The sequence below is a fragment of the Paenibacillus sp. FSL K6-1217 genome (assembly GCF_045040735.1).
GTDB lineage: Bacteria > Bacillota > Bacilli > Paenibacillales > Paenibacillaceae > Paenibacillus_AQ.
The window spans coordinates 6227359-6253279 of the sequence record NZ_CP150271.1 but is presented as its reverse complement, the minus strand read 5'-3'; the positions used below and the strand labels follow the sequence as shown (position 1 = coordinate 6253279).

Here is a 25921-nt window from a genome sequence, read left to right as displayed (position 1 = left end):
TTCGGTAGCCAGGCTGCCACTCTTGCGAAGGCCCTATAGCTTTGCGTCCCTATCTTTCGATTAGGTTTGCCTTTGTCGTTTTGGAAGGATCAATCCCTCTTACCGTAAATATCGTCAATATGCAAATTTAATGTATAGTAATGGAGAATTTCCTCGAAAAAATAGTTCTATGTGCCTGATTTAAAATTGTAACATTTGGTTAAATAGATAAGTTAGACCTACGAAATGAACTGATGTAGAGCTATATCCTCCCAGTCCAGAGTAATACGGATATTGTCTTCCTCTACCAGCTCAGACCCTGTCTGCACCTCAATGAACTCCACATCTGTAAGGGCAAGAATGGCATGCTTAGTCCCTTCCGGTATCCTTACCACATCCCCTGCCTTCACGTTGTGCATCTTCTCGTTAATCACAATGCTTGCTTCACCGCTGACAAAAGTCCAGATTTCACAGCGCTTGTGATGCAGCTGGTAGCTGATATTTTTGCCCTCGTTGATGAAAATCCGCTTGGTCAGTACCTCGTTGCCTTCATCATATTTCACATAATCGATCACCTTGTAGTGGCCCCAGCGGCGCTCTTCGTACATCGGCCGTTGTTCAAAGGTCTTCAGCACTTCCTTGATCCGCGGACTCTCGGCCTTATGTGTCACCAGAATGCCGTCCGGGCTGGCCGCGATAATCAGGTCCTTCGCCCCGATAACCGTGATCGGAATATCCAGCTCGTTAATGAGGCAGGTGCCCTCGGAGTCAGCGGTGATGAAGCCTTTGCCGACATGGTTGCTGGTCATTTCCTCGGTCAGGGTGTTCCAGGTGCCCAGGTCCTTCCAGAACCCGTCATAAGGCTGCACCACGATGTTCTCCTCTTTCTCTACCACTTCGTAATCGAAGCTGATCGAGGACAGCAGCTTATACTGCTTCTGGAGCTCCTCGTAATTCAGCGGCAGCCCTTTGCGCTGCAGAATATCCAGCAGGTAGCCCAGACGGAAAGCGAATACTCCGCAGTTCCACAGTGCCCCCCGGCTGATCAGCTCCTCGGCCTGCACGCGGTCCGGCTTCTCCTGGAAGTGGCTCACCTGCAGGTAGCCATTCGCTCCCGCATCTGCGCCCGTCGGAATGATGTAACCATATTTCTCCGAGGCATGCTCGGGAACTACCCCCATCAGCGCCAGGTTCGCCCCGCTCACCAGCATGGTGTTCTCCAGTTGCAGCACGGTTTCGAAAAAGGAGGATTCCACGTAAGGGTCCACCGGCAGAATCGCCACGGTCTCGCTCGGGGAAACCCCAGCGATGGAATACAGGTAGGCGGCCGTCAGCGCAATCGCCGGGAAGGTATCCCGCCGCTCCGGCTCCACGATGATCGGCACTTCGCTGCCGAGCTGGCTCTGAATCATCTCCACCTGGCTGCGTCCGGTCGCCAGATAAGAAGACTCTGCCATTCCTGTCTCCTCCAGCTGTCTCCATACCCGTTGGACCATCGATTCCGGTTCACCTGCCGGGCTTTCCAGCACCTTCAGAAATTGTTTGGAGCGTGAATCATTGGACAACGGCCACAGCCGCTTGCCGGAACCGCCTGATAGAAGTACCAGTTTCATATGTGAACCCTCCGTATCGTATTGTTATTGGGTATTTCTTATTGCGGGAGAATCGTAAATTAAAATCCCGCCTGTTATGAGGGTCGCTGCAAGGAATTGTGGGCTTACGGCCGCTGTTGTCTCCAGATGTTGTTGATTATATTGCTTGCAGCAGATAACATCCGGAGACAATGGCGGACGCTAACGCTCCTACAGCTCCAAAATTCCTCTCCACTCCATTTCATAACAGGCTTTACTTTTTATATCCGCTTCGCCCGCAGGCGAAGCTCCCGGCTAAAGATCCGATATTGCCGCTTGTTGTAGCGGCAAGGAGGGCCGGGCTGCCGCTATGCTTGCGCGGCAGCAGTTGAAACCCTGGTTGCCGCTGCTGTTGTTCCAGCGGTGAAAGATTCAAAGTCTCAAAGACTCAAAGACTCTTAAGTGCCGCTTGTTCCAAGGCGTCTCCGCTGAGTTAGCGGCTAGAGAAACCAAGAGTTCCAAGACAATGGAATCCAAGATCAGGATTCAAGACCGGAATTCAAGACTCTTGTGCCAAGGGCTCGCCGCTCAAGTTAGCGGCGGCTGAAGCTAGTTAGTTAACCACACTTGAGAAATCAGGTGCACTTGTGCTCTTCATTTGCTCATTTAGCTAACATTCCCGGGATTCAGGTGCACTTGTGCTCCTCATTTGCTCGTTTAGCCAACTTTCCCGGGATTCAGGTGCACTTGTGCTCTTCATTTCACCGTGCAGCCCGCTTTCGGTACATTCAAGGGGATCTATCCCTCTCATCCACCGCCCAGCCGACTTTCGGCGTGGCGCGTTCAGCAAGGCTGAGCCGGCCTTAGATCGCCCCAGCCACGCTGGCGGAGAAGCCGCTAAGCCCACCCATCTGCGGGCGGCCGACGGAGATGTACTCCAGGCCGGTGCCTTCGATCTGCTCCTTGGTGTAGACATTACGGCCGTCAATCAGCACCTGGCGGCGCATGGTTCCGGCGAGCTGGTGCAGGTTGATCTCCTTGAACTGGCTCCAGTCGGTCAGCAGGCAGACGGCATCGCTGCCCTCGGCCGCCTCTTCTGCGAGTCCGCACCAGTGGAGCTGCGGATGATCGTATTCCTTGCGGAAGTTATCGGCCGCAATCGGATCGTACAGCTTGACGATGGCGCCTTCGGCAACCAGCGCCTCGACGATCTCGCGGGCCGGGGCCTCACGGACATCATCGGTATTGGGCTTGAAGGCAAGTCCCCAGATCCCGATGACTGCGCCGCGCAGGCTGCCCAGCGATTCATGGAGCTTCGAGATAATCATGAAGCGCTGGCCTTTATTGACTTCAACGACCGATTTGAGCAGCTTGAACTCATAATCCACGTTGCCGGCAATCTGGATCAGCGCATTGGTATCCTTCGGGAAGCAGGAGCCGCCATAGCCGATACCGGCCTGCAGGAAGGTAGCTCCGATTCTCCGGTCCATCCCCATGCCGCCTGCCACCTCGGTGACATCCGCTCCTACTTTTTCACAAATGTTGGCAATTTCGTTAATGAACGAGATCTTCGTCGCCAGAAACGCATTGGAGGCATACTTGATCATCTCGGCGCTGCGGATATCCGTAACGAATACGTTGTCTGTGAACCCCTGATGAAGCTCGCGCATGGTCGGCTCAAGCGCAGGGTTATCGAGTCCGATGACAATCCGGTCGGGATGAAGCGTGTCACGGATCGCAGAGCCTTCGCGGAGGAATTCAGGCGCAGAGACGATATCGAAGGGATGATTCGTGAGGGAGGAGATCAGCTGGCGGATTCGCTCATTGGTGCCGACAGGTACGGTCGACTTGGTCATAATGATCTTGTAGCCTTCCATCGCCTGGGCAATCTCGGCAGCCGCCCCTTCGATATATCTCAGATCCGCTTCGCCGCCCGGCAGTGAAGGGGTACCCACAGCAAGAATGACAATATCGGAACGGCGGACCGACTCCTGAAGATCGGAGGAGAAGCTCAGCCGCCCCTCGCGCAGATTCATTTCGATCAGGGCCTCAATGCCCGGCTCATAGATCGGGGATTCCATCCGGTTCAGCTTCTCGATCTTCTGTTCATCCTTATCCACACAGATGACATGATTTCCGTTAAGGGTAAAGCACACCCCTGATACAAGTCCTACATAGCCGGTACCAATTACTGCGAGTTTCATACTTTCATCCTCCTTTTAGGAAATTGACGTAGGCCTGTTCCACATACTGCTTGAACTGAACCATAAACGCCTGCTCATCGAATTTGCGTGCATGGCCCATAATCTGGTCGATATCCCACGCATAGGACTCCACCTCATCAATGGCCTTAAGCAAATCATCAACTTCCTGGTGCTGGAAGAATACGCCGTTGACGTAAGGAATAATCGTGTCGAGCGCTCCTCCGGCCTGATAGGCGATGACCGGCCTTCCTGCGGCATTCGCCTCCAGCGGCGTAATACCGAAATCCTCTTCCCCGGGAAAAACAAACGCCCGGCACTGGGACATCAGCCCCGTGACTTCCTCATCCTCCAGCCGGCCCAGGAACGATACATTCCCCTTGGCCATGCCTTCCAGACGCTTCCGGTCCGGTCCGTCCCCGACAATATACAGCTTCAGGCCGTTACGGTTGAACGCCTCCACCGCCAGATCGATCCGCTTGTAGGAGACCAGCCGCGAGACAATCAGATAATAATCTCCAATGGTCGAGGAGCTGGAGAAGCGGGCCGTATTGATCGGCGGGAAAATCACATCGGAATCCCGGTGGTAATAATTCTGAATCCGTGTCTTCACGACAGACGAGTTGGCGACGAACTGGTTGACATTTTTGGAGGTGCGCTGATCCCAGTTCTTGAGCCGCTGCATATACACCTTGAGCAGTCTTTTGAACAATCCGGAATTCGACTGCCGTTCCATGTAAGTGTCATAGTCCCAGGCGAAGCGCATGGGGGTATGGCAGTAACACAGATGGAAGGTGGACTCGGGCACCTGGATGCTTTTCATAAAAGCACTGCTGGAGCTAAGAACGATATCATACCCGCTGAAGTCCAAATCGCGGACAGCCATGGGATAGAGCGGCAGCACCCCTTTGAAATTACGCTTCACTCCCGGAATATTCTGCAGCCAGGAGGCCCGGATATCGGCGTCTTTGAGGTTATCGGTCAGGCGGCTTCCGTTAAAAACCGTTGTGAAGATCGGAGCTTCCGGGTACATGTGATGGAAAACCTCCACCACCCGTTCCGCCCCGCCCATCTGGATTAAATAATCGTGCGCTATCGCAATTTTCATGTGAATCATCCTCAAAGTTTGATGGAGCAGCATCATTAAGCAGTACACGCATGGTTAGAGACAGATATGATGCAAGCCTTAAGCATTATGGAGCGGGAAGGTCAGGTGACTGCCAGCAGACCTTTGTAGTAAGCGACAATATCCTTGACCGTATTCTCGATGACAAAATGCTCTTTCACCCGTCTCATTCCATTGTCCGCCATCCGTCTACGCTCTTCGGGATGGTTCAGCATCCAGGTGATGGAGTCTGCAAGTACAGTAGCATCTCCCGGCTGGATCAGCAGTCCTGTCTCACCAGGAACCACGATCTCTACCGGTCCGCCTTCATTGGAGGCAATTACCGGCAGTCCGGCTGCCATGCCTTCGACGATGACCTGGCCGAACGGCTCAGGGGTAATTGACGTATGGATCAACAGATCCGCTTGGTTCATGAGTCCTTGTATATCATCTACATGACCCAGCAGGCTGACATTGGTGATGTCCCCCTGCTGCATCTGCGCAATTAATTCCTGCTTGTATTCCTCTTCCCCGAACAGGGCGTCGCCGGCCAGCCAGAACTTCACCCGGCTGTCCTGCTTGAAGGCCTTGGCCGCTTCCAGCACAATATGCTGGCCCTTCCAGTGGGCAAGCCGTCCGACCAGCAGGACGTTGAAGTCCTTCTGATCCCGCTTGCCGATCCCTTCGCCGATCGCCTTGGCGAACGCCGAGTAGACGACCAGCGTCTTCTTCGAGCGCGGCAGCTCCAGCGCATTCAGCGTGGAATGGGAATTGGCAATGACCCCGTTCGGCAGCAGGCGTGACAGCAGCCGGATCGCCTTGGCGACAACCGGCTTCAGATAAGGCGCTCCGATGTGGTCCCGGATGTGCCAGATCAGCGGCACGCCCGCTTTTTTGGCAGCGACTGCTCCGTAGAAGGCCGATTTCAATGAATTGGTATGCACACAATCCACCTTCTCTTCCTTCAGCAGCGGGGCAAGCTTGCGGCCATACGCCAGCAGCTTCATCGCTGCCGCCGGAGCGCCGAGGTTCACGGCATTGCGGCCGCGGCTGCGGATGCTCTCATCCAGCGGGATAATGCGGACATCGATGCCCTTCTCCCGCAGGCGTTCAGCAAGCGTCCCCTCTTCCGCCAGGATGACCAGCGGCTCAATCTGCTCACCGATGTTGGTGAGGATGTTGAACAGGGCGACCTCTCCTCCGCTCCATTTGGCGGTGTGGTCGATATAAGCGACTTTGATCATCCTACGCTCACACCCTTTCCCAAGGTTTCGAGGAATACAGACTCTACTTGATCGCCTACATGCTGCCAGGTGTACTTCTCCAGCACATGATTCCGGCATTCCTCCCGGCCCGGCAGCAGCTTGCGGTTGCTCAGCATATGAATCATACCTTCCGCCATATCGTCGCTGGCTGCACTCTTGAACAGCAGCTCCGGGCGGAAGCCCTGAAGGATCTCCTTGTTGCCGCCGACAGGTGTTGCCATTACCGGAAGTCCGGAGGCCAGCGCTTCAACGGTGATCAGGCCGAAGCCTTCCAGTGCCTGGGAAGGAACCACGAACATGTCGGCTGCCTGATAATACGAAGCCAGCTCATGATCGGGAATGTAGCCGAGCAGCCGGACCTTGTTGCCCAGCCCGTAATCGGATATTTTCTCTTCCAGCTCCCCGCGCAGCGGACCCTTGCCCCCGATCAGCAGAATCGCATTCGGGAACCGCTCGGATACCTGCTTCCAGGCTTCAAGCAGCTGCAGCAGCCCCATCCGGTTCATCAGTCTGCGGACGGTCAGGACCGTTGTTGCGCCTTCCGGCAGATTCAGCGTCCGGCGGACCGCCAGCCGGTTCGTGGCGGGCGTGAACCGCTCGACATTGGCCGCTCCGGGAATGACGGTAATCTTGTGCAGGGGCACGCCGTGCAGCTCGTGCAGCATATTACGGAAGTAATCGCTGAGGACAATGAATTTGTCCGCCAGCTTGTAAGCCTTATGTTCAATCGATTTGGCAATCGTTGTTTTGACTTTATGCTTGATGCCTTGACCTTCGATCTTCATCTCTTCGTTCCAGGGCCCGTGGAAGGTCATCACCACCGGAATCCCCCGCTTCTTCGCTTCAATTGCCGGCCCGATGCCGTAAGGCGCGAAGTGGGTGTAGAGGATATCAATCCGCCCGCTGCCATCGCCCATCAGGGAGGCCGCCTTGCGCTGGAAGGCATCCTTGCGCTTCCAGATCGTCTCCTTCGGATCACCGGCATTGTGGATGATCAGTTCCTTCGGGGTCTCCGGCGTCTCCTGGCTGCAGATCAGGGCATGCACCCGGTTCCGTGAGGAGAGCTGCTCACACACGGATTTGAAATAGGTATTCAGTCCTCCGGGCTGTAATGAGGGCCAGCTGAGGCCGGTCGTCATAATGTTGAGTCCGTCATTGTACGACATAGCTTCTCTCCCCCTTATTTTCCTTCTCGGCCTGGCCCGCTTCGTTATGCCGGGCCAGCCTGCCTGCGCTGTGCAATTCGTAATGCTTGAAGCCGACCATGAATTCATACATCACCCAGAAGACGGATACCGCGAAGCCCGAGATGCCTTTCTTGAACAGGCCATGCAGGAAATACTTCTGCAGGAACCGTGCCGGCGGACGCAGCAGCAGATGACTCAGCTTGAACGGCTTGCCGCTGGCGAACGCACTCTCTGCTTCCAGATCGGTGTATTTGTTGAACCGGGCCACATGATCGTTGATGCTGCGGAAGCCTTGATGCCACAGCGTTCCATTCAGCTTCACGGTCCGCTCCTCGGACACCTCGGGCATCTCATGCACCAGAGAATTGCGGATACCGTATTCCTTGCGGTTATACAGCCGCACCAGATACTCGCCCTTATCCAGCCATTTGCCGAGAAAATCACCAATCCGGTACAGTGAGAACGCCACTGTAGCATCGGTCAGCCCCGGCTTGCGCTCCAGGATATCCCGGCCCAGCTCCTCGCTGACCACTTCGTCGGTATCAATCAGGAAGACCCAATCATGGATGGCGCGTTCCACTCCGAATTCCCTTTGCTTCGCATATCCGGGCCATGGGTTGACATACACCCGGCATCCCAGGCTCTCGGATAGCCCTACTGTCCCGTCTTTGCTTCCTCCGTCGATTACGACCACCTCATCGGCGAATAACCGGCAGGACTGAATCGCTTTGGAGATCCGAACTTCGTCGTCTTGGGCAATGATGACCGCCGAGATCGGGTAACTGCCCCGGCCGCCAAGCACGCTTGTTACTGAATCCATGATAGGTATCCTCCTTTGCCTGGTAGGGTCCGGCGTGTGTCGTCGCTGCGAGAAAAGTTTGGGCTTCCGGCCGCTGTTGTTCTCTGATTTCCTTGATTGAGCCGCTGATGGCGGGTGAAATCAGAGAACAAAGGCGGACGCTAACGCTCCTACAGCTCCAAATTTTCTCTCCGCTTCTCCAAGCACCGTCCCTTGGTTTTTTAAGCAGATAAGGGCTCGCCTCGTGTACTCGGCTCGCCAAAACAACTAGTTACTTAACTGCTACACATCCATAGGTTTCTTGCGAATATACGAATTCATCGTCGTCTTCATCCACTGAAGGTCCTGGGCGTTAATGAGCAGCCGCGGCAGCTTCACCTTCAGGTTGTACTTGATATTAAGAATAATGAACAGGAACCGTAATACAGCTGAAGCGAGCATCGCTACCCCGGCTCCGAACAATCCGAACTTCGGCACCAGCAGGAACAGCAGCGGAATCACCAGGATCAGGCCGACCCCCTGCAGGATGGATACGAACTTCGGCTTGCCCAGCGCCATGAATACCTGGGCCAGAATCAGCGTCCCGCCGCTGATGGTCACTTCCAGCAGCAGCAGGCGGAACACGGTAAGCGCGGTGTTGAAATCCTTGCCGTAGAGCAGCGGGATGACAAAGGGCGCTACCAGCATCAGGAAGACTGCGCCAAGCAGAGTACAGGTAGTACTGATCCGGAAAGCCTTGAAGGTAAGGGCGACCGCTTCGTCCTTCGACATCTCGGAGGCCTTCGGGAAGAGCACCACCGTGATCGAATTGGCGAAGAAGTTGACCATACGCGACAGGCTTACCGCTACCGCATAGAGCCCCAGATCTGCCGGTCTGAGCAGTCCGGCAATGATGATCTGGTCTATGTATACCGAGAACTGTCCGAGCAGGTCGTTCCCGTAGGAGCCCAGACCGTAGGTGAACAATCTTTTGAAATTGCGGTAGGAATCCCGGAGCTTGACCTTATAGGTCCGCAGCAGCAGGATGGTCATCCCGATGAACAGCGGTACGGACGGAACCAGATAGGCCAGTGCAGTTGTATAAGGATTCATGTATCCGGTCAGGATCAGAATGCCGATGGCTCCCAGCGTCAGCAGCGGCACCAGATACCGCATCCAGTTGAAGGTCTTGTAGTCCCCCCTGAACTGGAAGGCTGCGTTGTTGATCTGCGACACTACAATCAGCGGGCAGAGAATCATCGACCACTGGGCGAAGACCACTACCTCATGACTGAAGGACCCCAGCCAATAAGGCAGCACGAGTATCCCGACCGTCATGGCGATGGTTCCGAACGTAAGGCCGATCATCAGGGCAATCCGGTACAGCACCCCGGCTTCCTGCGGATTCTTCTTGGCGTTATAGATCAGCGCCGAGGGGATGCCGAAGCTCATACTGAACGCCAGGAACTGCGACCAGTTCACCATGGCGGTCTGCTCCCCCCGGCCTGTCGGGCCGAGATAACGGGCGGTCAGCACGCCGGTCAGCATATTGACCAGCAGGATCAGCACGCTGACGAACATCGTTTTGACAGCAGCCGAGCTATTGTCCTTACTCTTCGTGAATCTCCGGAAGGTGGACCATACCCGGTTAGCGGGTAGTGATTTGGCGCTTGACTGCTGCATGCGGTATTCCCTTCTTTCTGCTTTGAGTGAGCTCCTTGGCGCCAAGGCCAAGTCCGATCAGCATCCAGATCAGATATCCCTTAAGACCGGGAAAACCGTTATCCGATATCAGGCTGGCTACAGCCCCCATCCACGCCGCCAGCGCCAGCCTGGCGTATGGCTGCAGCTCATTCCTGCGGGTCACTCGGACGCCGATCTCTTTGATCACCGCACCGAGCGCCCCGAAGAAGAATAAGGCGCCGAGTACGCCGAAGGTCAGCAGCAGCGCGATGAAGCCGTTGTCCATGTTCCCGTATTCCCCCAGCTCTCCGCCGTTGGCGAGCTTCGTGCCCTGGCCTACACTGCCGATCCCCTGCCCTACCGGATTGCCTGCCACCATGGGCAGCATGTTGGTCCAGAGGCTGAGGCGTTCCTTGTAGGAATGATCCTCCTGTACGGAGGTCAGCGTCTCCATCCGGGCCACCAGCCCCTCTGCTCCGGGGAGCTTCGGAACAATCCAGAACAGTGCGGCTGCCACGAATACCAGCTGGAGCAAGGTCTTCCATTTGCCCTTGGAGGGAGAGGAAGCGATGTAGACCAGCAGCATCACCAGCAGGACCAGCCATGCGGACCGGACGAGCGTAGTCAGCAGGCAGACCACTACGAGCAGAACACCGAGCCAGCGCAGCGTGCCCTGCCATCTTTTCTCCAGAATCATCGGCACCAGGGCGAAGACCAGGAAGGTTGCTGCCGGACCCGGGGAGTTCAGGGTCGAGAAGACCCGGATCTCCAGCGGATACGGAGTCCCGATCGAGATCATATCGGCATGCCGCATCCAGAAGGCGTCCCAGGGAGGAACGGTCAGATACTGCACGATTCCGTAGATCGCAACCAGCACGGCAATGTTGGCAAAAGCATACAGCAGCCGGTCTATATCCTTCGGCTTAAACGGCGTTACCGCGAAGAACGGAATCAGCAGCAGCGGTACGATGTAATTCGCCAGGTCATATACCGAGCCGATGCCGTTCTTCGCCAGGCCAATCAAAGCGCCATAGGCCAGTGCGATCGAGAACAGCAGAATGATCCGGGTGGAGGATTTGCGAATCCGGTGAATTTCCCTCAGCACCGGAATCGCCAGGGTCGCTCCGGTCAGCAGCGGAGCCAGACTGAGCAGGGAGACGGAGTGATACACGCCTTCGTACCAGTCTGCGATCCGCCGCAGCTCGGGGGCAACCGCCCAGATCAGCAAGGTATACGGGATGAGCAGGCGCGGGTTCAGCAGGGCCAGCAGGAATGCCGGAAAGAGGATGCCTGCCAGAATGACGCCCTGCAGGCTGTTCGACGGGCTCAGGTTCGCACTGGCAAAACCGATTAGCAATGGCAGGGCCAGCCCCAAGGCGCAGATCAGGGTCATCACTGCGGCCGACTTCACGGCTTGTGCCGATGGAAGATTCAGACTATTCTCATCTCTGCTTAGCATCTTCATTCCCTGCCTCCCGTCTTTCGCCGCTTCGCTTCAATCTTTGTTTCCGTTCTTCACCTTGCCCCGTTTACGCAGCTCCTTGAGCAGCAGCACCAGGAACTGGGCATCATCGACAAGGTATCTTTTCCATAGCCGGCCCGGCTCCTGGCTAAGCCTCCAGAGCCATTCCATGCCGGTTCTCTGCATGAAATCCGGGGCCCGCTTCACCGAGCCTGACAGGAAGTCAAAGGTTGCGCCCACGCCGATCGAGACCGGCGCCTGATAAGAGGTATAGTGGCGATAGATCCACTTCTCCTGCTTCGGTGCGCCTACCCCTACGAACACAATGTCAGGCTGGCTCTCGGTCAGCATCTGGATAATCCGCTGATTCTCTTCTTCGTTGTGCTCAAAGCCGTAGGAAGGAGAGTAACAGCCCACTACATTGATGCCCGGGAAGGCGGCCTTCAGATTCTTCGTGGCCTGCTCCGCCACACCCTCGGCGGCACCCAGGAAGAACAACCGGTATTGCCTTTGTTCGAACGCATTGCCCAGGCGGCTGAACAGGTCAGCGCCGGACACCTTCTGCTTCAGCGGCTTGCCGAGCATCTTGGACGCCCAGATGATCGGCATCCCGTCCGCTACCACGGCGCCTGCTTCGGAATACACTTCCCGGAACTCTTTGTCCTTGCGCAGCTTGATTACATGGTCGACATTACAGGTCAGGATATAGGACTGGTTCCTCTCCTGAATGGTTCTGTCGATGTAATCCAGCAGGTCCATGAAATCATAGTTATCGAAATTGACATCGAACATGTTCACTTGGTTCATCGTATCACTTCTTTTTGTGGGGAATCGGCCAGCTGTGAAGATCGATACAGGCAGTTCAGGTACCAACAGAACGGAATGATGAATTGGACCGTCGACAGCGTGTTATCCGTGAAAGAATAGATCAGAAATGCTGCAATAAAGAGCAGATAATAGGGTTTGACCGCCGGCAAAAGAACTCTGTATACCATAAGAAACACAGCGAGCAAGGACAGCAGCAGCAGGATGGCCCCGAAGTATCCCCCGTCATAGTAGAAGCGGATATATTCGTTATGCGGAACCACGAACCCTCCGTAGAGCGTTCCGTCATTCGCCACCGTCACAGCCCCAAGCCCCCGTCCCGCAAGCGGCGAATCCGCCGCCTTGTTCAGGAAGTACTCCCAGGCCTCCGCCCGCCCCGACAGGTCAATTCCCGTCTCGGTCGTCCGTTCGAAGGAGCGCTTCTTGATGTTGTCGAGCTGCATGTATACCGCCGCGGTGATGACCAGCAGCGAGCACAGCAGCGGGATCAGGTACTTCTTCTTGCCCTTCAGAAAAGCGCGGGAGATGTCATAGAAGTAATAGAGCACCATCAGGACCAGAGCGAGAATCGGGCCGCGTGTTCCTGTGATCACCAGAATGAAGAAATTCAGGCCCAGCATGATGTAATTGAACCGGGTATACTGCGGACTGCGCTTGATCTCAATGAACGCGATCGCCACACCCATGAAGGCCAGCATTGCCAGATGGGGCGGAATGTTCGCCCCCTGCACCCGCACCGCGCCAGTGAACTCGACGGCTACAAGTGAATGCAGATTCGCAGCCTGGAGCACTACGCCAATCAGCATGCTGACCAGAGGCAGCAGGGTAATGATCCGGATCTGCTTCTCGGCGACTTCCTTCTTCCAGTTGATCAGCAGCAGGACGAAAGGCAGGGACAGCCCGATGAAGGCTTTGACTGCAATGGATGCGCTCATCTCCGGCAGCCAGATGGAGAAGCTGAACGTGAGCAGGATCAGAGCCAGCATCGCCCATAAGGGAGGGCTGAGCCTGAACTTCAGGCCATTGACCAGAATACACGGCACGAGCAGCATCAGAATAACCAGCTTGTAGAGCGACAGGATCTCAATACCAAACATACTGCCGCTGTACAGGAAGTTAATCGAGACTGCCGTGGTCAGCAGAACGAAATAGCTGATTAGCTCAGGGCGTGATATGGAGGCAACCAGCAGCAGAATGAAGAATACGGCAGCGACTGCGATGACCGGCTGGAAGATGACGGCTGTTCCCAGGAACAGTGCAGTTACGAGATAGAGCATTCCGTATGGCAGACTATTTATTTTGGAGCCCCACTCAAAATTGGTCATCGCACGTCCTCCCCTCACCCCGCTGCGGATTCCCTCTTCCGGTTAAGAATCATATGGAGAGTTCCGCGAATACTCTCCAGCCGGCACTTATTCAGCAGTCTTCTTCCCTTACTGCGGGCGAGAACGGAATCTGCCAGAATGTAAATCACTTTGGCACCTGTCTTGCCCAGGAGCAGCAGGTGTCCCTTCATTCCTTCACTTTTCATGGCGTTCGATATGCCTTGGCTGTAATACCGCTTCATGATCCAGTCCTCCGTCAGACGGTTCGCCGGAACGAAATGATCCACGGCCATCTCGGGATGATAGAGAATCGAATGCCCCTCCTGCTGAAGCTGGCTGAACAGCCAGGTCTCTTCACCCGAGAGCAGCGAGTCGCCCTTGCGGCCCAGCTCCAGCGGGAACAGGCTGATATCGAACACCGGCTTGCGCATCGCCATGTTGGCACCGCAAGGGTGAAGCCGCTTCGGATACTCTCTGATCCGGCCCCCCAGATCGACAATCGTGTAAGGAAGCTCGAACGGCTTGATCAGCCAGTCCGGACGTTTGCTCTCGAAGATCGGAGCGATCTTGCCGCCCATAGCCATCACCTCCGGCTTATCCGCAAAAGTGCTGACAATAGTCGTAATCCAGGTCCGGCAAGGAATTGCATCATCATCCAGGAACGCGATGAGCTGCGATTTGGAAGCCAAAATCCCTGTGTTCCGCGCGGCCGACAGCCCTTGAACCGGCTCCAGCAGATAACGGATATCCATATCATCACCATAGGTCCTGATGAACCCCTTAATGGCGGCCGCCGTATCATCTGTGGACTGGTTATCCACAACGATGATTTCGGCCTGGTGCAAATTCTCCAGCGGCAGCAGCGAATGAAGAGTCTTGACCAGCAGAGCTGACCGGTTATAGGTGCAGATGATAATGGAAATCTCAGGTACATCTCCGTGTACAAACATCGGCATCACCTAATTTCCATATTTTTAATAAGCATTTTTGGAACCGAGCAGCATCAGACCGGTCTTGACAATAATCTTCAGATCCAGCATCGTGCTGCGCATGTGGATGTACGTCAGATCGAGCTGAACCATCTCGTCGAAGCCGACGCTGTTTCTGGCATTCACCTGCCAGTAGCCGGTGCAGCCCGGGGTAACCATCAGCCGCTGTTTGTCGTATTCCGTATACTGCTCCACCTCTTCAACGAGCGGAGGACGGGGACCTACCAGACTCATATGCCCCATCAGCACGTTCCAGAGCTGCGGCAGTTCATCAATACTGGTCTTGCGCAGGAATCTTCCAATCCGGGTAATGCGGGGATCATTCTTGATCTTGAACATCGCGCCGCTTACTTCGTTATAAGCCATTAGATTTGCCTTCAGCTCTTCGGCATTGGACACCATCGATCTGAACTTGTACATGGGGAACAATTTCTCGTCCTTGCCGACCCGCATCTGGCGGAAGAACACCTTGCCCTTCGGATCTTCCAGCTTAATCAGGACAGCCACCACTGCGAACAGCGGGAGCAGGAACAGCAGCCCCAGAGCGGAGAACAAGATGTCGATGATCCGCTTCATGACCAGATAGGATTCCATTCCCTTGCTTTCTTCACCCGAATGCAGCATGTAAAGTTTCGGCAGGACGGCCTCATAGTCTTCCGGCAGTTTTTGCATGCTCATCTCTCCTCATTTCTCGTAAAGGTTTATGCAGCCTTACTTCTTGACTCCGGCTTGTGCCGATCGCTTCGGGGGACCTTCTCAGCTGCTGAGTGTGGTCTGTCCCGCCTTGTTCAGCCATTCTGCCATAGCATCCATGACCTGATAGCGTAAATCCTCGCTCGCAAGGGCAAATTCCAGTGTGGTCAAAATATAACCGAGCCGTTCGCCGACATCATATCTCGTGCCGTCGAAGTTATAGGCGTAGACGCGTTCGCTCTGGTTCAGCTTCTGAATGGCATCCGTCAGCTGAATCTCGCCGCCTGCGCCCTTCTCCTGAAGATCGAGATACTTGAAGATCTTAGGGGTAAATACATAGCGGCCCATGATCGCCAGATTGGAAGGCGCTGTTCCAAGCGGAGGCTTCTCTACGAAATTGTTCACCCGGTAGAGCTTTCCGTCCTGCATATCCGGCTCGATAATCCCGTAGCGGTTCGTGAATTCATCCGGAATGACCTGCACCCCGATGACCGAATTCTGCGTCTCCTCATACTGGTCGATCAGCTGCTTCAGGCAAGGGACCTGTCCGGTGACAATATCATCGCCGAGCATCACGCCGAACGGCTCATCGCCGATGAACCGTCTGGCACACCATACGGCGTGGCCGAGACCCTTGGGTTCCTTTTGCCGGATGTAGTGAATTTCCACTTTGGAGGAGCGCTGCACCTCTTTGAGCAGCTCCAGCTTACCGTCTTCCAGCAGCCTGGATTCAAGCTCGAAGGCATTGTCGAAATGATCCTCAATCGCCCGCTTTCCCTTACCGGTTACAATGATGATATCTTCGATCCCGGAGGCAATGGCCTCCTCCACGATATACTGAATCGTCGGTTTGTTGATAATAGGCAGCATTTCCTTGGGCATCGCCTTGGTAGCCGGAAGGAAACGTGTGCCTAACCCGGCCGCCGGGATAATTACCTTTTTTACCTTTTTCATCACACATACCTCCCAAAAGTTTCGTTCACATTGCCGGTTCGGCGTTCTACTTGGTCTGGTTCATTGCAATCCCGAGAATCCTTACACCTGTCTGTTCCATGAGACCTTTCAGCTTGCGGAGCGCTTCCCGCTTCGTCCTGCCGTGTCTGGCTACAATGATCAACCCGTCCGAGAGCGGGGCCAGAATCCGTGCATCGCTGTAATCCACCGCCTGCGGTGAATCCAGCAGAACCAGATCGAAGCTGGCCTTCAGCTCCGTAAGCAGCCCGGCCATTCTTTCGCTGCCGAGCAGATCCGGCGGGCTGACCGTGCTCACTCCGGCAGGGATTACCGCCAGATTCGCCAGGCTGCCGTACACCAGAACATCCTTGGCTTCCTCATAGCCGCTTAAGTACGCTGCCAGTCCCTGGCTGCCCTCAACATCGAACACGCTGTGCAGGCCGGGCTTCCGCAGGTTACAATCCACCACCGCCACCTTCTTGCCATCCTGAACGAAGGATACGGCCAGATTGGAGAGAATGGTGGTCTTGCCTTCGCCGCTCTCCGCTGAAGTGAAGAGCAGCACCTGTCCGCCTGTACCCTTCAGCAAGCCGAGCTGGCGGATATAGGTACGCAGGGAGCGGAAGGACTCTGAGACATGCGAGGACGGGTTCATATCTGTAATTAGACTTCTATTCAGCCGTAACATATTTGCCCTCCCCTACTCTTGCCTTGTCATTCGCCGCTTTGCCGAAATCACGTTTGCGGATCGCTGGAATACTGGCAATGACCGGAAGGCCAAGGTCGAATTCCGCTTCCTTCTCGTTTCTCAGCGTGCTGTTCAGCGTCTCCATCAGCAGGATGATTCCGACTGCTGCCATCAGCGACACTACGAAGCTGATGAGAATATTCATGGTTACCCCGCCGTTGACCGGCAGAGGCTGTGCCGCAGGATCAGCCGGCGTCAGGAAAGTTACATTATCCAGGTTCATCAGAGCCGGCAGGCTGCGGATGAATGTCTGCGAAACCGCGTTTACAATCGTAGCTGCGGTAGCGTAATCTTTATCCTCCACGCTCAGATTAATCACCTGGCTTTTGTCCGAGGATTTGATCTGCAGCTTGGCAGCCAGCTGGCCCGCCGTCAGACCGAACTCCGGGTGCTCCGCGATAACACTCTTCATAATCGTTGGCGACTTCATGATTTCCTTATAGCTCTCGATGAGGTTAAGACTGAAGTTCAGTGCGTTGAGATTGTTGCTCTCGGGGACATTTACAACGTTGTTGACCAGTAACTGTCCAGAGGCGGAGTAGACGGGTGCAACGAAGTTTTTACTGACGTAGAAGGTGGTGGCGCAGGAGATCAGTACAAACACCATGATTAACCATAATTTTTTCTTTATCAGGTTAATGTAATCCAGAATCGTCTTTTCCACAGTAACCCTCCTTCCGCTTGTGTTCGTTTTGAAAGCAATCATGAAAGTTTCAGATGTCTTGCTTTTATTCTAACAATGCGCAGGATTTATCACATGCCCCCTAGCATCACTTTACACTTCACTTTTGAGTGACTCCGATTGGTCCGCCAGAGGGGGTGGATGGTATACTTTAGTACCATATCCATGGAAAATGCTAACACCTTCGGTGAGCCTTGCCTCCTTCAGGTGTTTACTTGCCCAAACACAAAGATCACCCAGCCGGGTGAAGGATGCCGGTGCACCTTCGTGTCAGCATTCCGCGCGAGGAGAATGTATGCTGTTTTTCGCATACATTTGGGCCGTGGGCCCGCTTGCGAGTATAATGTATGCTGTTTTTCGCATACATTTGGGCCGTGTGCCCGCTTGCGAGTCCAATGTATGCTGTTTTTCGCATACGTTTGGGCCGTGTGCCCGCTTGCGAGTCCAATGTATGCTGTTTTTCGCATACATTTGGGCCGTGTGTCCGCTTGCGAGTCCAATGTATGCTGTTTTTCGCATACATTTGGGCCGTGTGACCGCTTGCGAGTATAATGTATGCTGTTTTTCGCATACATCCGGTCTGTGTCCGGTCCACTCCGTATTTCCCGGAACGCAAAAAAACACGGACAACATTGTCCGTGCTCCGTCCCCGAATCCTTCATAGGGATAATTATTAATCGTATGACATCTCATATTTGGTAAGCCCGACAGCGTTGGCATACAGTGCCGCCTGTGTCCGGTCCGCCACCTGCAGCTTCGCCAGAATCTGGCTGACATGCTTCTTGACGGTGAATTCGCTGATGAACAGGCGGGAAGCGATCTCGCGGTTGCAAGCCCCCTGCCCCAGCTCAATCAGAACTTCCTTCTCTTTGGGTGTCAGCTCATCCGTAGGACTATTGCCGCTCATCCGCATCTTGTCTTCCATCAGCCCGGGATCATAATACTTCCTGCCCTTATGCACCAGTTGAATCGCAAACAGCAATTCCTCCGGCAGTGCTTCCTTCAGTACGTAACCGTCTACCAGCACTTCCTCCGCCTTCAGGAAATCTTCCCGGCTGGCTGAGGACGTAAGCAGGATGAACTTGCATGAGAATCCGCGTACGCGTGCTTCCTTGATAATATCCAGGCCCGATTCATCGGCAAGCTTCAGATCAATCAGCACAAGATCAGGCTGTATCTCCTCAATGACGAGCAGAGCTTCCTGGCCATTCGTTGCTTCGCCGGCAAACTGCAGATTGGACTGCATCGAGATTACAGATGCCAATCCTCTTCTCACCAAAGGGTGATCATCAACAATGACGATTTTCACTTGAACGACCTCCTGCCTAAAGTTTATGCATTTTTCAGTTCAGCCACACCGACAGGTATAGAGATTAAAATTCTGGTCCCAGCATTCTCACTGCTGGACAACTGGAAATCGCCTCCAAGGGACTGTGCCAGATATTGCATATTCTTCATTCCCAGTCCACCTGAGTGATCCTCAGATTCAGTCCAGATCAGGTCCGTATCGAAACCGACGCCATCGTCGACAATCGATAGTCTGATCCATTTCGGCTTGAGTGACAGTTCAACATCCACCCGGCTGGCAGCGCCATGTCGTATGGCATTGCCGGTAGCTTCGGAGATAATCCGGAAGAGTGCCTTGTGGTAAGGATAAGGGAGACTGAAATCATCCCCCGTTATTTTGAGTTCAATCTCAACATCGTTAAGCCGGGAGAGGCTCTTCAGATGCGAGCGAACCATCCCGAGCCAGCTCGGGCCGCCGCTCTTCTTGGAGCTGAGGCTGTAGATTGTAATCCGCAGCTCCTTGGCCACCTTGGTGGCTGAATCATGGATAAGCTCAATTTGCTCCTCCAGCTCCCGCTCAGACATTTTGCGCCAGGTCTGCTTCAGGGAATGGGTCGCATAGACGATGCCGAACAGACTCTGGGAGACACTGTCGTGCATCTCATCGGCGATCCGGTTCTGCTCGTTCGTGATGATCAGCCGGTTCTCGATCACGCCCAGCTCATGGCGCTCAAGAATAATCGCACTCAGCTCCGACAGGAACATCAGCTGCTGGATGTACCATCTGCGGCCCTCCAGCCCTTCCGAGGCTTCCAGCTTCACGCCGATCATACCGACGAACCTGGTGCTCATTCTTACCGGCATCAGCAGGAAGTCGCCGATTCCCGGCATACTCTTGAAGACCGGTTCACGCTGCAGCCTCCATTCATGCTCATGCTTCTCCAGCTCCATGAACAGAAAGCGCTCCTCTTCCTGCTGCCAGCCCGTCTGGCGGCTCTGCGGAGCAGGCTCCCCGCTCTTTTTGGCGAACCAGAACAGGGCCTTCTCCAGCTTGGTAAGCTTGACCACATAGTCGGTAATGACTTGGCCAATATTCATGAAGTCATGCTGGCTCGATGTTTCCACGATGTGATAAAGCGATTTGATATGTTCCATGGTATCGTTGGTCCGCGCGTTTGCTTCCTCCCGCTGCCGCTTTATCCCCTTAACCATCTGCATAACTATAACCGCGAGAGCCAGTGCTAGAAACAGGTTACCGTTGGCAAGTATAATTTCAGCAAGGGTAGGACCGGGGAAACCAGAAGCCGTATAGCCGGATGCCGCCACAATGGCAATATAGCCCAGGATCAGAATCCAGACAAAATAAAAGGAGAGCGCCCCAGCAGCAAACAGCACAGGGTTAAGTACGTATAGCTTAAAAGGACTATCGTATCCTCCGGTAAATAACATCAACACCGCAATCAGTGCCGTCTCCATACCGATCAGCAGCATTAGAGTACGGCCTCTTCCATGGAACCTCCGGTAATAGTACGGGAATAGTTGGGCAAATAAGAATAACACAATGATGAGTAGGGATTTGTATATTACGGAAGGCCCCGCAGGAACTATGAGGTACATAAACGATGTGAGGGACAAAGAAAAGATTCTGAAAAAGGCGATAGTACGGTCTTCGACTGTTAGTTTAATGTTCATCCCACCACCCTATTCTCCAGTTTGTGGAAAATTCGAGTTTATTCTAAGCTATGTTTAAAAGCATCATACATGAGAAAAATCACAATAACAAGTTTCGATTTCTAATGATAGCGTTTACTTTGAAAATAAAATGGGTATAATTATACTTTTTTCATGAAAAAAGCACCAACTATATCCATCTCCCCAAATGATAGCGTATGCAAAATTATCCAGCACATCTCCGGGTAAGACAAAAAGCCTCTCCCACCAGGGACAGGCTCTTCAAAAGACAGTATGTCTTCGCTCATCAGGGTCATTTCACACGGCACAGTCTATTCGGTCACCGCCGGCAAGGCTTGCTGCTGCTTGGCCATATTGCATATACAAATTTGATAGCGTTGTTCGCCAACGATATGATACCCGGTGGACAAAATACGTAAGGTATGGCTGCGTGCTTCCACCTTATGGAGACTGCGGCAACTGATGCAGTAATACTCTCTCAAAAGTCTCATCTCCGGCATAGTCTAGAAGAACTATTCTAGAACTGCTAATATTATCTAAAGCATAGCACTGTCTTTTTCTGCGTGTCAACAATAATCTGCAAAATACGACATTCTTTCGAGGTATTTTAAGATAAAAAGTAGAAATATGTCGTTTATTATGTCACAGGTGATTGCGGCAGGTCTGTGGAGAGAGGCCCATATATTTTTTGAATAGCCTTGAGAAATAAAAACTATCTCTATAATGAAGCATCCCCGCTATCTCCTGCACCTGCAGGGAGGTATTGAGCAGCAAATGCTTGGCCTCGGCCATCTTCAGCCGGTGCAAATATTCGTGCAGGGGGTAGCCGCTGTTCCGCCGCACAGTACGGCGGAGGGTAGACATGGAGAGATGCAGGCCTTCGGCTATCTGCGGCAGATCCGGCTTCTCATAGATGCAGGCATTCAGCGCTTCGCGGATCAGCGGCATGGCCCCCTGCTGCCATTGGCGGCTGCCGCTCTGAAGTTGCAGGGAGCATTCCAGCAGCATCTCTTCCAGCAGCAGTGCAGCCCGGTCCGCATCACCGGGAATCCCTCCGGACATGTACTCCAGCACCTGTTCAAAGGACGCTTCCAGCCCTTCCGCCTTGTACCCCCGGGTCACCTCTCCACCGGCAATCATTCCGGCCTCCAGCCATTCCGTAACCCGGCTTCCGCTGAAATTAATATAGTATTCATCCCAATACCCGCCAGGCGGGGGCCCGAAGCTGTAGCTGCAGCCTGGTCTGAAAAAAAACAGGCTTCCCTCACGCACCTGCTGCTCTCGTCCTCCGTTCTCCGTATAAGTTCCGCCTCCCGCGACTATATATACAAGTGCCCAGTGTTCAAAAGTGACACCCGTACGATACAGCGTCCTTCCCGGCAGATGCCCGGCTTGACCTACGCGGACCGACTTCAGGCGCAGCCTTGCGGCCTCCACCTTCGGGTCAATAATCCTTACAGGATACGGACTGATCATATAATCCATGAGCTTGAGCATACATTGCATTCCTCCATGTGTTCAGGAGTGATAAGTTAGTAATGAAGATGATCATATTCTACAGGAATAAGAGGTGTCCACGCTATGTCTGATGTTGTTCAATTACAGCTTTTTCCCCGGCCGCACAAGATTACGGTAACCGAAGGTCTGTTCCGGCTTCCCGCCCGGGGCCGCATTGTGCTGGCCGGTGAAGACCAGGTGTCCGCGCTTCCCGCAGCCCGCAGGCTTCAGCAGACGGCTTCCGGAGTCATCCGTCTCAGCCTGCCGCTGTCCATTGGGCTGCGGCCTGCCAACATTCCGGCTTGTACCTTCCGCTATAACGCACTGCTTACAGAAGGGGCCTATGAGCTGCGCATTAACGAAGAAGGCATCACTGCCGCTTACGGTTCTCCGCAAGGCGCTTATTATGCAGCCGCAACGCTGAAGCAGCTCCTGCAGCAGTGCGGCCGGAATCTGCCTTATCTGCATATTGAAGATAAGCCGGATTTCACGGCCAGAGGACTCATGCTCGATATCAGCCGCAACAAAATCCCCACCCTGGATACACTGTACCGGATCATCGATCTCATGGCAGATCTGAAGCTGAATCAATTGCAGCTATATATAGAAGGAGCACCGTACGCTTATGAGTCCTTCCCGCAGGTATGGGAGCTGGAGACTCCGGTGACCGGCGATGAAATTCTGCTGCTGGATGCCTACTGCCGCGAGCGTTACATTGAGCTGGTGCCTAACCAGAACAGCTTCGGCCATATGGAGGGCTGGCTGACCCGGCCGGAGTTCAATCATCTGGCGGAGATCCCCGGTGGCTTCATGCTCCCCGATCATATGTATGACAGCGACTTATACCCGGACGGACTGTTTATGCATCCCGGAACCTTCAACACGCAAGAGCCTGAGGTGCTGAAGCTTCTGGGCACGATGTACGATGACCTCCTTCCTTACTTCAGCTCGAAGATGTTCAATGTCGGCTGTGATGAGACCTATGAACTGGGACTTGGCGCAAGCCAGGCACTGGCCGAGTCTTCCGGCAAAGGCGAGCTATATCTCTCCTTCCTGCAGAAGATTCACGAACTGGTCAAGCAGCGCGGCAAAACCATGCAGTTCTGGGGCGATATCATCATCCAGCATCCCGAGCTGATCCCCCGGCTGCCCAAGGAGATCATCGCCATGGAATGGGGGTACAGCGCGGCTCATCCTTTTGAAGCGGATACCCGCAAATTCAAAGAAGCAGGCATCCCGTTCTATGTCTGTCCGGGAACCAGCTCCTGGAACTCACTCACCGGCAGGACCGACAACATGCTCGCCAATCTGCGCAGCGCTGCGGTGCATGGCAAGAGAAACGGTGCTATCGGCTACCTGATTACCGACTGGGGTGATTTCGGCCACTGGCAGCAGCTGCCGGTCAGCTATGCCGGATTCGCCTACGGGGCAGCACTGGCCTGGAATGTAGAGGGGAATCTGGAGGCGGATGTGGCGCATTATCTGAACACGGCGGTCTTCCAGGACCGCTCAGAAACCATCGGGCAATTGCTGCTAGATCTGGGGAACTACTATAAGCTGGAGTCGGGCACGGTCCGCCCGAATGACACGGAGATGTCTATGCTGCTGCGCAGCCATCTGGAGCATGTGCAACTGGCTACGAAGCTGCCTGTAGAGCAGCTTGACAGGCTTGAGCAGTACATCCTTGGCCTTGAAGCCCGGCTTGAGCAGCCGGTTCTGGAATGCAGCGATGCAGAGCTGGTGATCCTGGAGCTGCGCAGCGGCATTCACTTCGTGAAGCATGCCGTGCAGCTGACCCGGCTCAAGCAGCAGCTCGCCGCAGCCGATTCGCAGCCCCAGGCAGCGCAGGTCCAGGCGCTGATCCATGACCTGGATCTGCTGCTCCACCAGTACCGCCAGCTATGGACCCGGCGCAACCGGCTGGGCGGCCTGGAGCAAAGTGTCTCGAAGCTGGTCCGCCTGCGGGGGGAATATGCTGCGCTTGCCGCTAAGCTGAGTGGAGCGGCTGTGGAGTAAACATCATTCCATGCCAAAAAAACAAGCCCCGCTGTTAACTAGGAGACTTGTCCTGTTGACTCTGCTTGAAGAGTTCCATCAACTGGTTGCTGAGTGATCCAAATGAAGCCCCATCACACGGTATAAGGTCCGCTCCAGATAATCATGCAGAAAGAAACGCGAGGTTACAAAATGAGCGGCCATATCGGGAGACTGATACTGTTCCAACGCTGCTGTCATTCGCGGGCGGACCGCCTCTCGCCCACGGCGGTTATGCTGATAAGTGTTCAGCAGAGACTGCCATTCCGCCTCATCCCCGGGATACATCTCCCAGCGGTAGACGTATTTATGGATAGCCCGCGAACGATCTGTAGCATCTTCAAAATCATGCATCACCGCAATCAGTCCGGCTGCATCTTTGTTGAGCCGGACTTCATCAACCAGCTTCCAGATCAGATTATAATAATCCTCCAGCCTGTACCTTCCCTGAAGCTCATGCGCCTTCCCGGCAGGAATGCCGTGGAACCGCTCCAGGAAACGGTCAATAAAAGTCTCCGTATCCGCCTTCCGGTTCCAGACCAGCTCAGCATGAAGCAGCATGGGATACCAGGTCGTTTCAAAGATTCCGTAAGGGACTCCCAGACTGAACGGGCCGGTCCAGTTCGTAGCCACCACGCAATCAAGGTGGAGACGACCGGCTGCTTCAGCCCACTGCCGCAGATTATCCGTCCTGTTATCCAGCACGGGATAATTCTGATGCTCTGCCGAGTCGAAGCTGCGGACCGCCGGTGCACCCATCACTTCAATGCCGAGAGCTCGAAATTTGTCCGCAAGCCCTGAGACCTCCGCTTCAATATTGCGGCCGTTATAGATCCAGATCATCGCTACACTGCGCGGGTCCAGCTTCGCCAGTTCCTCAGGCGGGCATTTATCCAGCATGTCATGCCAGAATACCGGCGTTCTGCCCCGGCTTGAAGTGAATTCAATCAGCCGGTTCAGAAAGGCGATGAACGCCCGCTCCCGGATTCCGCCGAAGGCTTCCCGGCATTGCGCACACTCACACAAGCTATACACTTCATCACAGCCTAGATGAATATAAGGGGAGTCCGGATGAGCCTCCATCATCTCCTCCAGCAAATCCGTAATGAGCTGATAGGATTCCGGACGGGACGGGCAGATTTCTCCGGTGGAAGACTCGGTCTCCCGGAGATGCCGCCAACGGTCGTGCCGAAGCACATATTCCAGATGCCCGAAGCTCTGCTGAAGCGGAATAATCTCGATAAAATGCTCCTTCGCAGCGCCCAGCAGCGCCTCCAGCTGCTCCGGATTCAGCGCATGCTGCGGGTGCGTCAGCTCCGGATACTTCCGGAACGGAAACTTGTCTTCGTATTCGATCAGGACCGCATTGATCTTGTAGTTGGAGAAATCAGCCAAATAACGGACCAGCAGCTCCGGCTTCGAGAAGGTCTGGCGGAGGTCATAGTTCATCGCACGCAAACGGGTATCCGGCCAGTCCATAATGGTGACTGCGGCGATTTCTCCCTGCGGATTCCTCAGCTGCAGCAAGGTCTGGAGCCCGTAATACAGCCCGGCGGCATCCGTAGCCCGGATGCGAACGCGATGCTCAGACACCTCCAGCAGGTAACTCTCCTTCCGGCCTTCCAGCAGCGAAAGCTCCGCTTCCGGCACTCCAACTAGCCCGGCTCCCGCTACGCCGTTCTCACCGCTGCCCCCTCCTAACGCTCCTTTCTGCAGACGCTCACCAGCAGACGTTCCCGCCGCGCTGTGCAGCAGCAGAGAATAGCCGCTGCCTTCTGTGGAGCTGGCCAGCTTCGCCCCGGGAAAAGCACGGCGGCAATGCCACTCCAGTCTTGGCTCCTCCTGCTCCATCATCAGACTCAGCCATACTCCGTCATTGATCTGAAAAGCGCTTCCGTCCTCAAGCTTCAACTGTTGCGGTTCTGGCAGTAAATTATACACGGCTCTCCTCCTTATCTTGCAGC

At 54.5% G+C, this 25921-nt stretch carries 20 protein-coding genes and 1 riboswitch; of the genes, 1 reads left to right on the top strand and 19 read right to left on the bottom strand.

Translation table 11 applies throughout. The annotated features are described in order from the left end of the window. A riboswitch (cyclic di-GMP riboswitch) is annotated at positions 1 to 81 on the bottom strand. 137 nt (positions 82 to 218) lie between these two features. From MHH28_RS27535 to MHH28_RS27450, 18 genes are all read right to left on the bottom strand, one after another. After that, a complete protein-coding gene (locus tag MHH28_RS27535) occupies positions 219 to 1592 on the bottom strand; it encodes a sugar phosphate nucleotidyltransferase (protein WP_405107581.1) in 1374 nt (457 codons plus the stop codon). 821 nt (positions 1593 to 2413) lie between these two features. After that, complete coding sequence (locus MHH28_RS27530; RefSeq protein WP_405107578.1) at positions 2414 to 3754, bottom strand: UDP-glucose dehydrogenase family protein; 1341 nt, start codon at positions 3752 to 3754, stop codon at positions 2414 to 2416. A 4-nt stretch (positions 3755 to 3758) separates the two neighbouring features. After that, on the bottom strand, positions 3759 to 4859 hold the full coding sequence (locus MHH28_RS27525) for a glycosyltransferase (RefSeq protein ID WP_405107575.1): 1101 nt from the start codon (positions 4857 to 4859) through the stop codon (positions 3759 to 3761). Between the two features lie 101 nt (positions 4860 to 4960). Further along, on the bottom strand, positions 4961 to 6100 hold the full coding sequence (locus tag MHH28_RS27520) for a glycosyltransferase family 4 protein (protein ID WP_076078990.1): 1140 nt from the start codon (positions 6098 to 6100) through the stop codon (positions 4961 to 4963). Then, positions 6097 to 7287, bottom strand: a complete 1191-nt coding sequence (locus MHH28_RS27515) for a glycosyltransferase family 4 protein (protein ID WP_405107572.1) — start codon at positions 7285 to 7287, stop codon at positions 6097 to 6099. Before MHH28_RS27515 ends, MHH28_RS27520 begins: the two co-directional genes overlap by 4 nt. Beyond that, positions 7274 to 8128, bottom strand: coding sequence for a glycosyltransferase family 2 protein (locus MHH28_RS27510; RefSeq protein ID WP_405107570.1), 855 nt, complete (start codon positions 8126 to 8128; stop codon positions 7274 to 7276). Before MHH28_RS27510 ends, MHH28_RS27515 begins: the two co-directional genes overlap by 14 nt. Positions 8129 to 8389: 261 nt before the next feature. After that, on the bottom strand, positions 8390 to 9769 hold the full coding sequence (locus tag MHH28_RS27505; protein WP_405107567.1) for an oligosaccharide flippase family protein: 1380 nt from the start codon (positions 9767 to 9769) through the stop codon (positions 8390 to 8392). Beyond that, positions 9735 to 11234, bottom strand: coding sequence for an O-antigen ligase family protein (locus MHH28_RS27500; protein WP_405107564.1), 1500 nt, complete (start codon positions 11232 to 11234; stop codon positions 9735 to 9737). The genes MHH28_RS27505 and MHH28_RS27500 overlap by 35 nt, the downstream gene beginning before the upstream one ends. Positions 11235 to 11264: 30 nt before the next feature. Continuing rightward, positions 11265 to 12038: a WecB/TagA/CpsF family glycosyltransferase gene (locus MHH28_RS27495; RefSeq protein ID WP_405107561.1), complete on the bottom strand. Its 774-nt coding sequence runs from the start codon at positions 12036 to 12038 to the stop codon at positions 11265 to 11267. Further along, positions 12035 to 13381: an O-antigen ligase family protein gene (locus MHH28_RS27490; protein WP_405107558.1), complete on the bottom strand. Its 1347-nt coding sequence runs from the start codon at positions 13379 to 13381 to the stop codon at positions 12035 to 12037. The genes MHH28_RS27495 and MHH28_RS27490 overlap by 4 nt, the downstream gene beginning before the upstream one ends. 14 nt (positions 13382 to 13395) lie before the next feature. After that, positions 13396 to 14331 carry a glycosyltransferase gene (locus tag MHH28_RS27485; RefSeq protein WP_405107555.1) on the bottom strand — a complete coding sequence of 312 codons (936 nt, stop codon included), beginning with the start codon at positions 14329 to 14331 and terminating at the stop codon, positions 13396 to 13398. 24 nt (positions 14332 to 14355) lie between these two features. Then, positions 14356 to 15048: a sugar transferase gene (locus tag MHH28_RS27480; protein ID WP_405107552.1), complete on the bottom strand. Its 693-nt coding sequence runs from the start codon at positions 15046 to 15048 to the stop codon at positions 14356 to 14358. Positions 15049 to 15126: 78 nt separating this feature from the next. Further along, positions 15127 to 16017 carry a UTP--glucose-1-phosphate uridylyltransferase GalU gene (gene galU, locus MHH28_RS27475; RefSeq protein WP_405107549.1) on the bottom strand — a complete coding sequence of 297 codons (891 nt, stop codon included), beginning with the start codon at positions 16015 to 16017 and terminating at the stop codon, positions 15127 to 15129. Positions 16018 to 16063: 46 nt separating this feature from the next. Next, positions 16064 to 16705, bottom strand: coding sequence for a CpsD/CapB family tyrosine-protein kinase (locus MHH28_RS27470; protein WP_405107546.1), 642 nt, complete (start codon positions 16703 to 16705; stop codon positions 16064 to 16066). Beyond that, on the bottom strand, positions 16689 to 17429 hold the full coding sequence (locus tag MHH28_RS27465) for a YveK family protein (RefSeq protein WP_405107543.1): 741 nt from the start codon (positions 17427 to 17429) through the stop codon (positions 16689 to 16691). Before MHH28_RS27465 ends, MHH28_RS27470 begins: the two co-directional genes overlap by 17 nt. A 691-nt stretch (positions 17430 to 18120) precedes the next feature. After that, complete coding sequence (locus MHH28_RS27460) at positions 18121 to 18756, bottom strand: response regulator transcription factor (RefSeq protein ID WP_173136668.1); 636 nt, start codon at positions 18754 to 18756, stop codon at positions 18121 to 18123. 23 nt (positions 18757 to 18779) lie between these two features. After that, on the bottom strand, positions 18780 to 20225 hold the full coding sequence (locus tag MHH28_RS27455) for a sensor histidine kinase (protein ID WP_405107539.1): 1446 nt from the start codon (positions 20223 to 20225) through the stop codon (positions 18780 to 18782). An 843-nt stretch (positions 20226 to 21068) separates the two neighbouring features. Continuing rightward, positions 21069 to 21923, bottom strand: a complete 855-nt coding sequence (locus MHH28_RS27450; RefSeq protein WP_405107536.1) for an AraC family transcriptional regulator — start codon at positions 21921 to 21923, stop codon at positions 21069 to 21071. 84 nt (positions 21924 to 22007) lie between these two features. Here MHH28_RS27450 and MHH28_RS27445 point away from each other — a divergent pair, with 84 nt between their 5' ends. Continuing rightward, positions 22008 to 23939, top strand: coding sequence for a beta-N-acetylhexosaminidase (locus MHH28_RS27445; RefSeq protein WP_405107533.1), 1932 nt, complete (start codon positions 22008 to 22010; stop codon positions 23937 to 23939). A 78-nt stretch (positions 23940 to 24017) separates the two neighbouring features. Here the strand turns inward: MHH28_RS27445 and MHH28_RS27440 are convergent, their stop codons facing one another. Next, positions 24018 to 25898, bottom strand: a complete 1881-nt coding sequence (locus MHH28_RS27440) for a glycoside hydrolase family 20 zincin-like fold domain-containing protein (protein WP_405107530.1) — start codon at positions 25896 to 25898, stop codon at positions 24018 to 24020. Positions 25899 to 25921 lie beyond the last annotated feature (23 nt).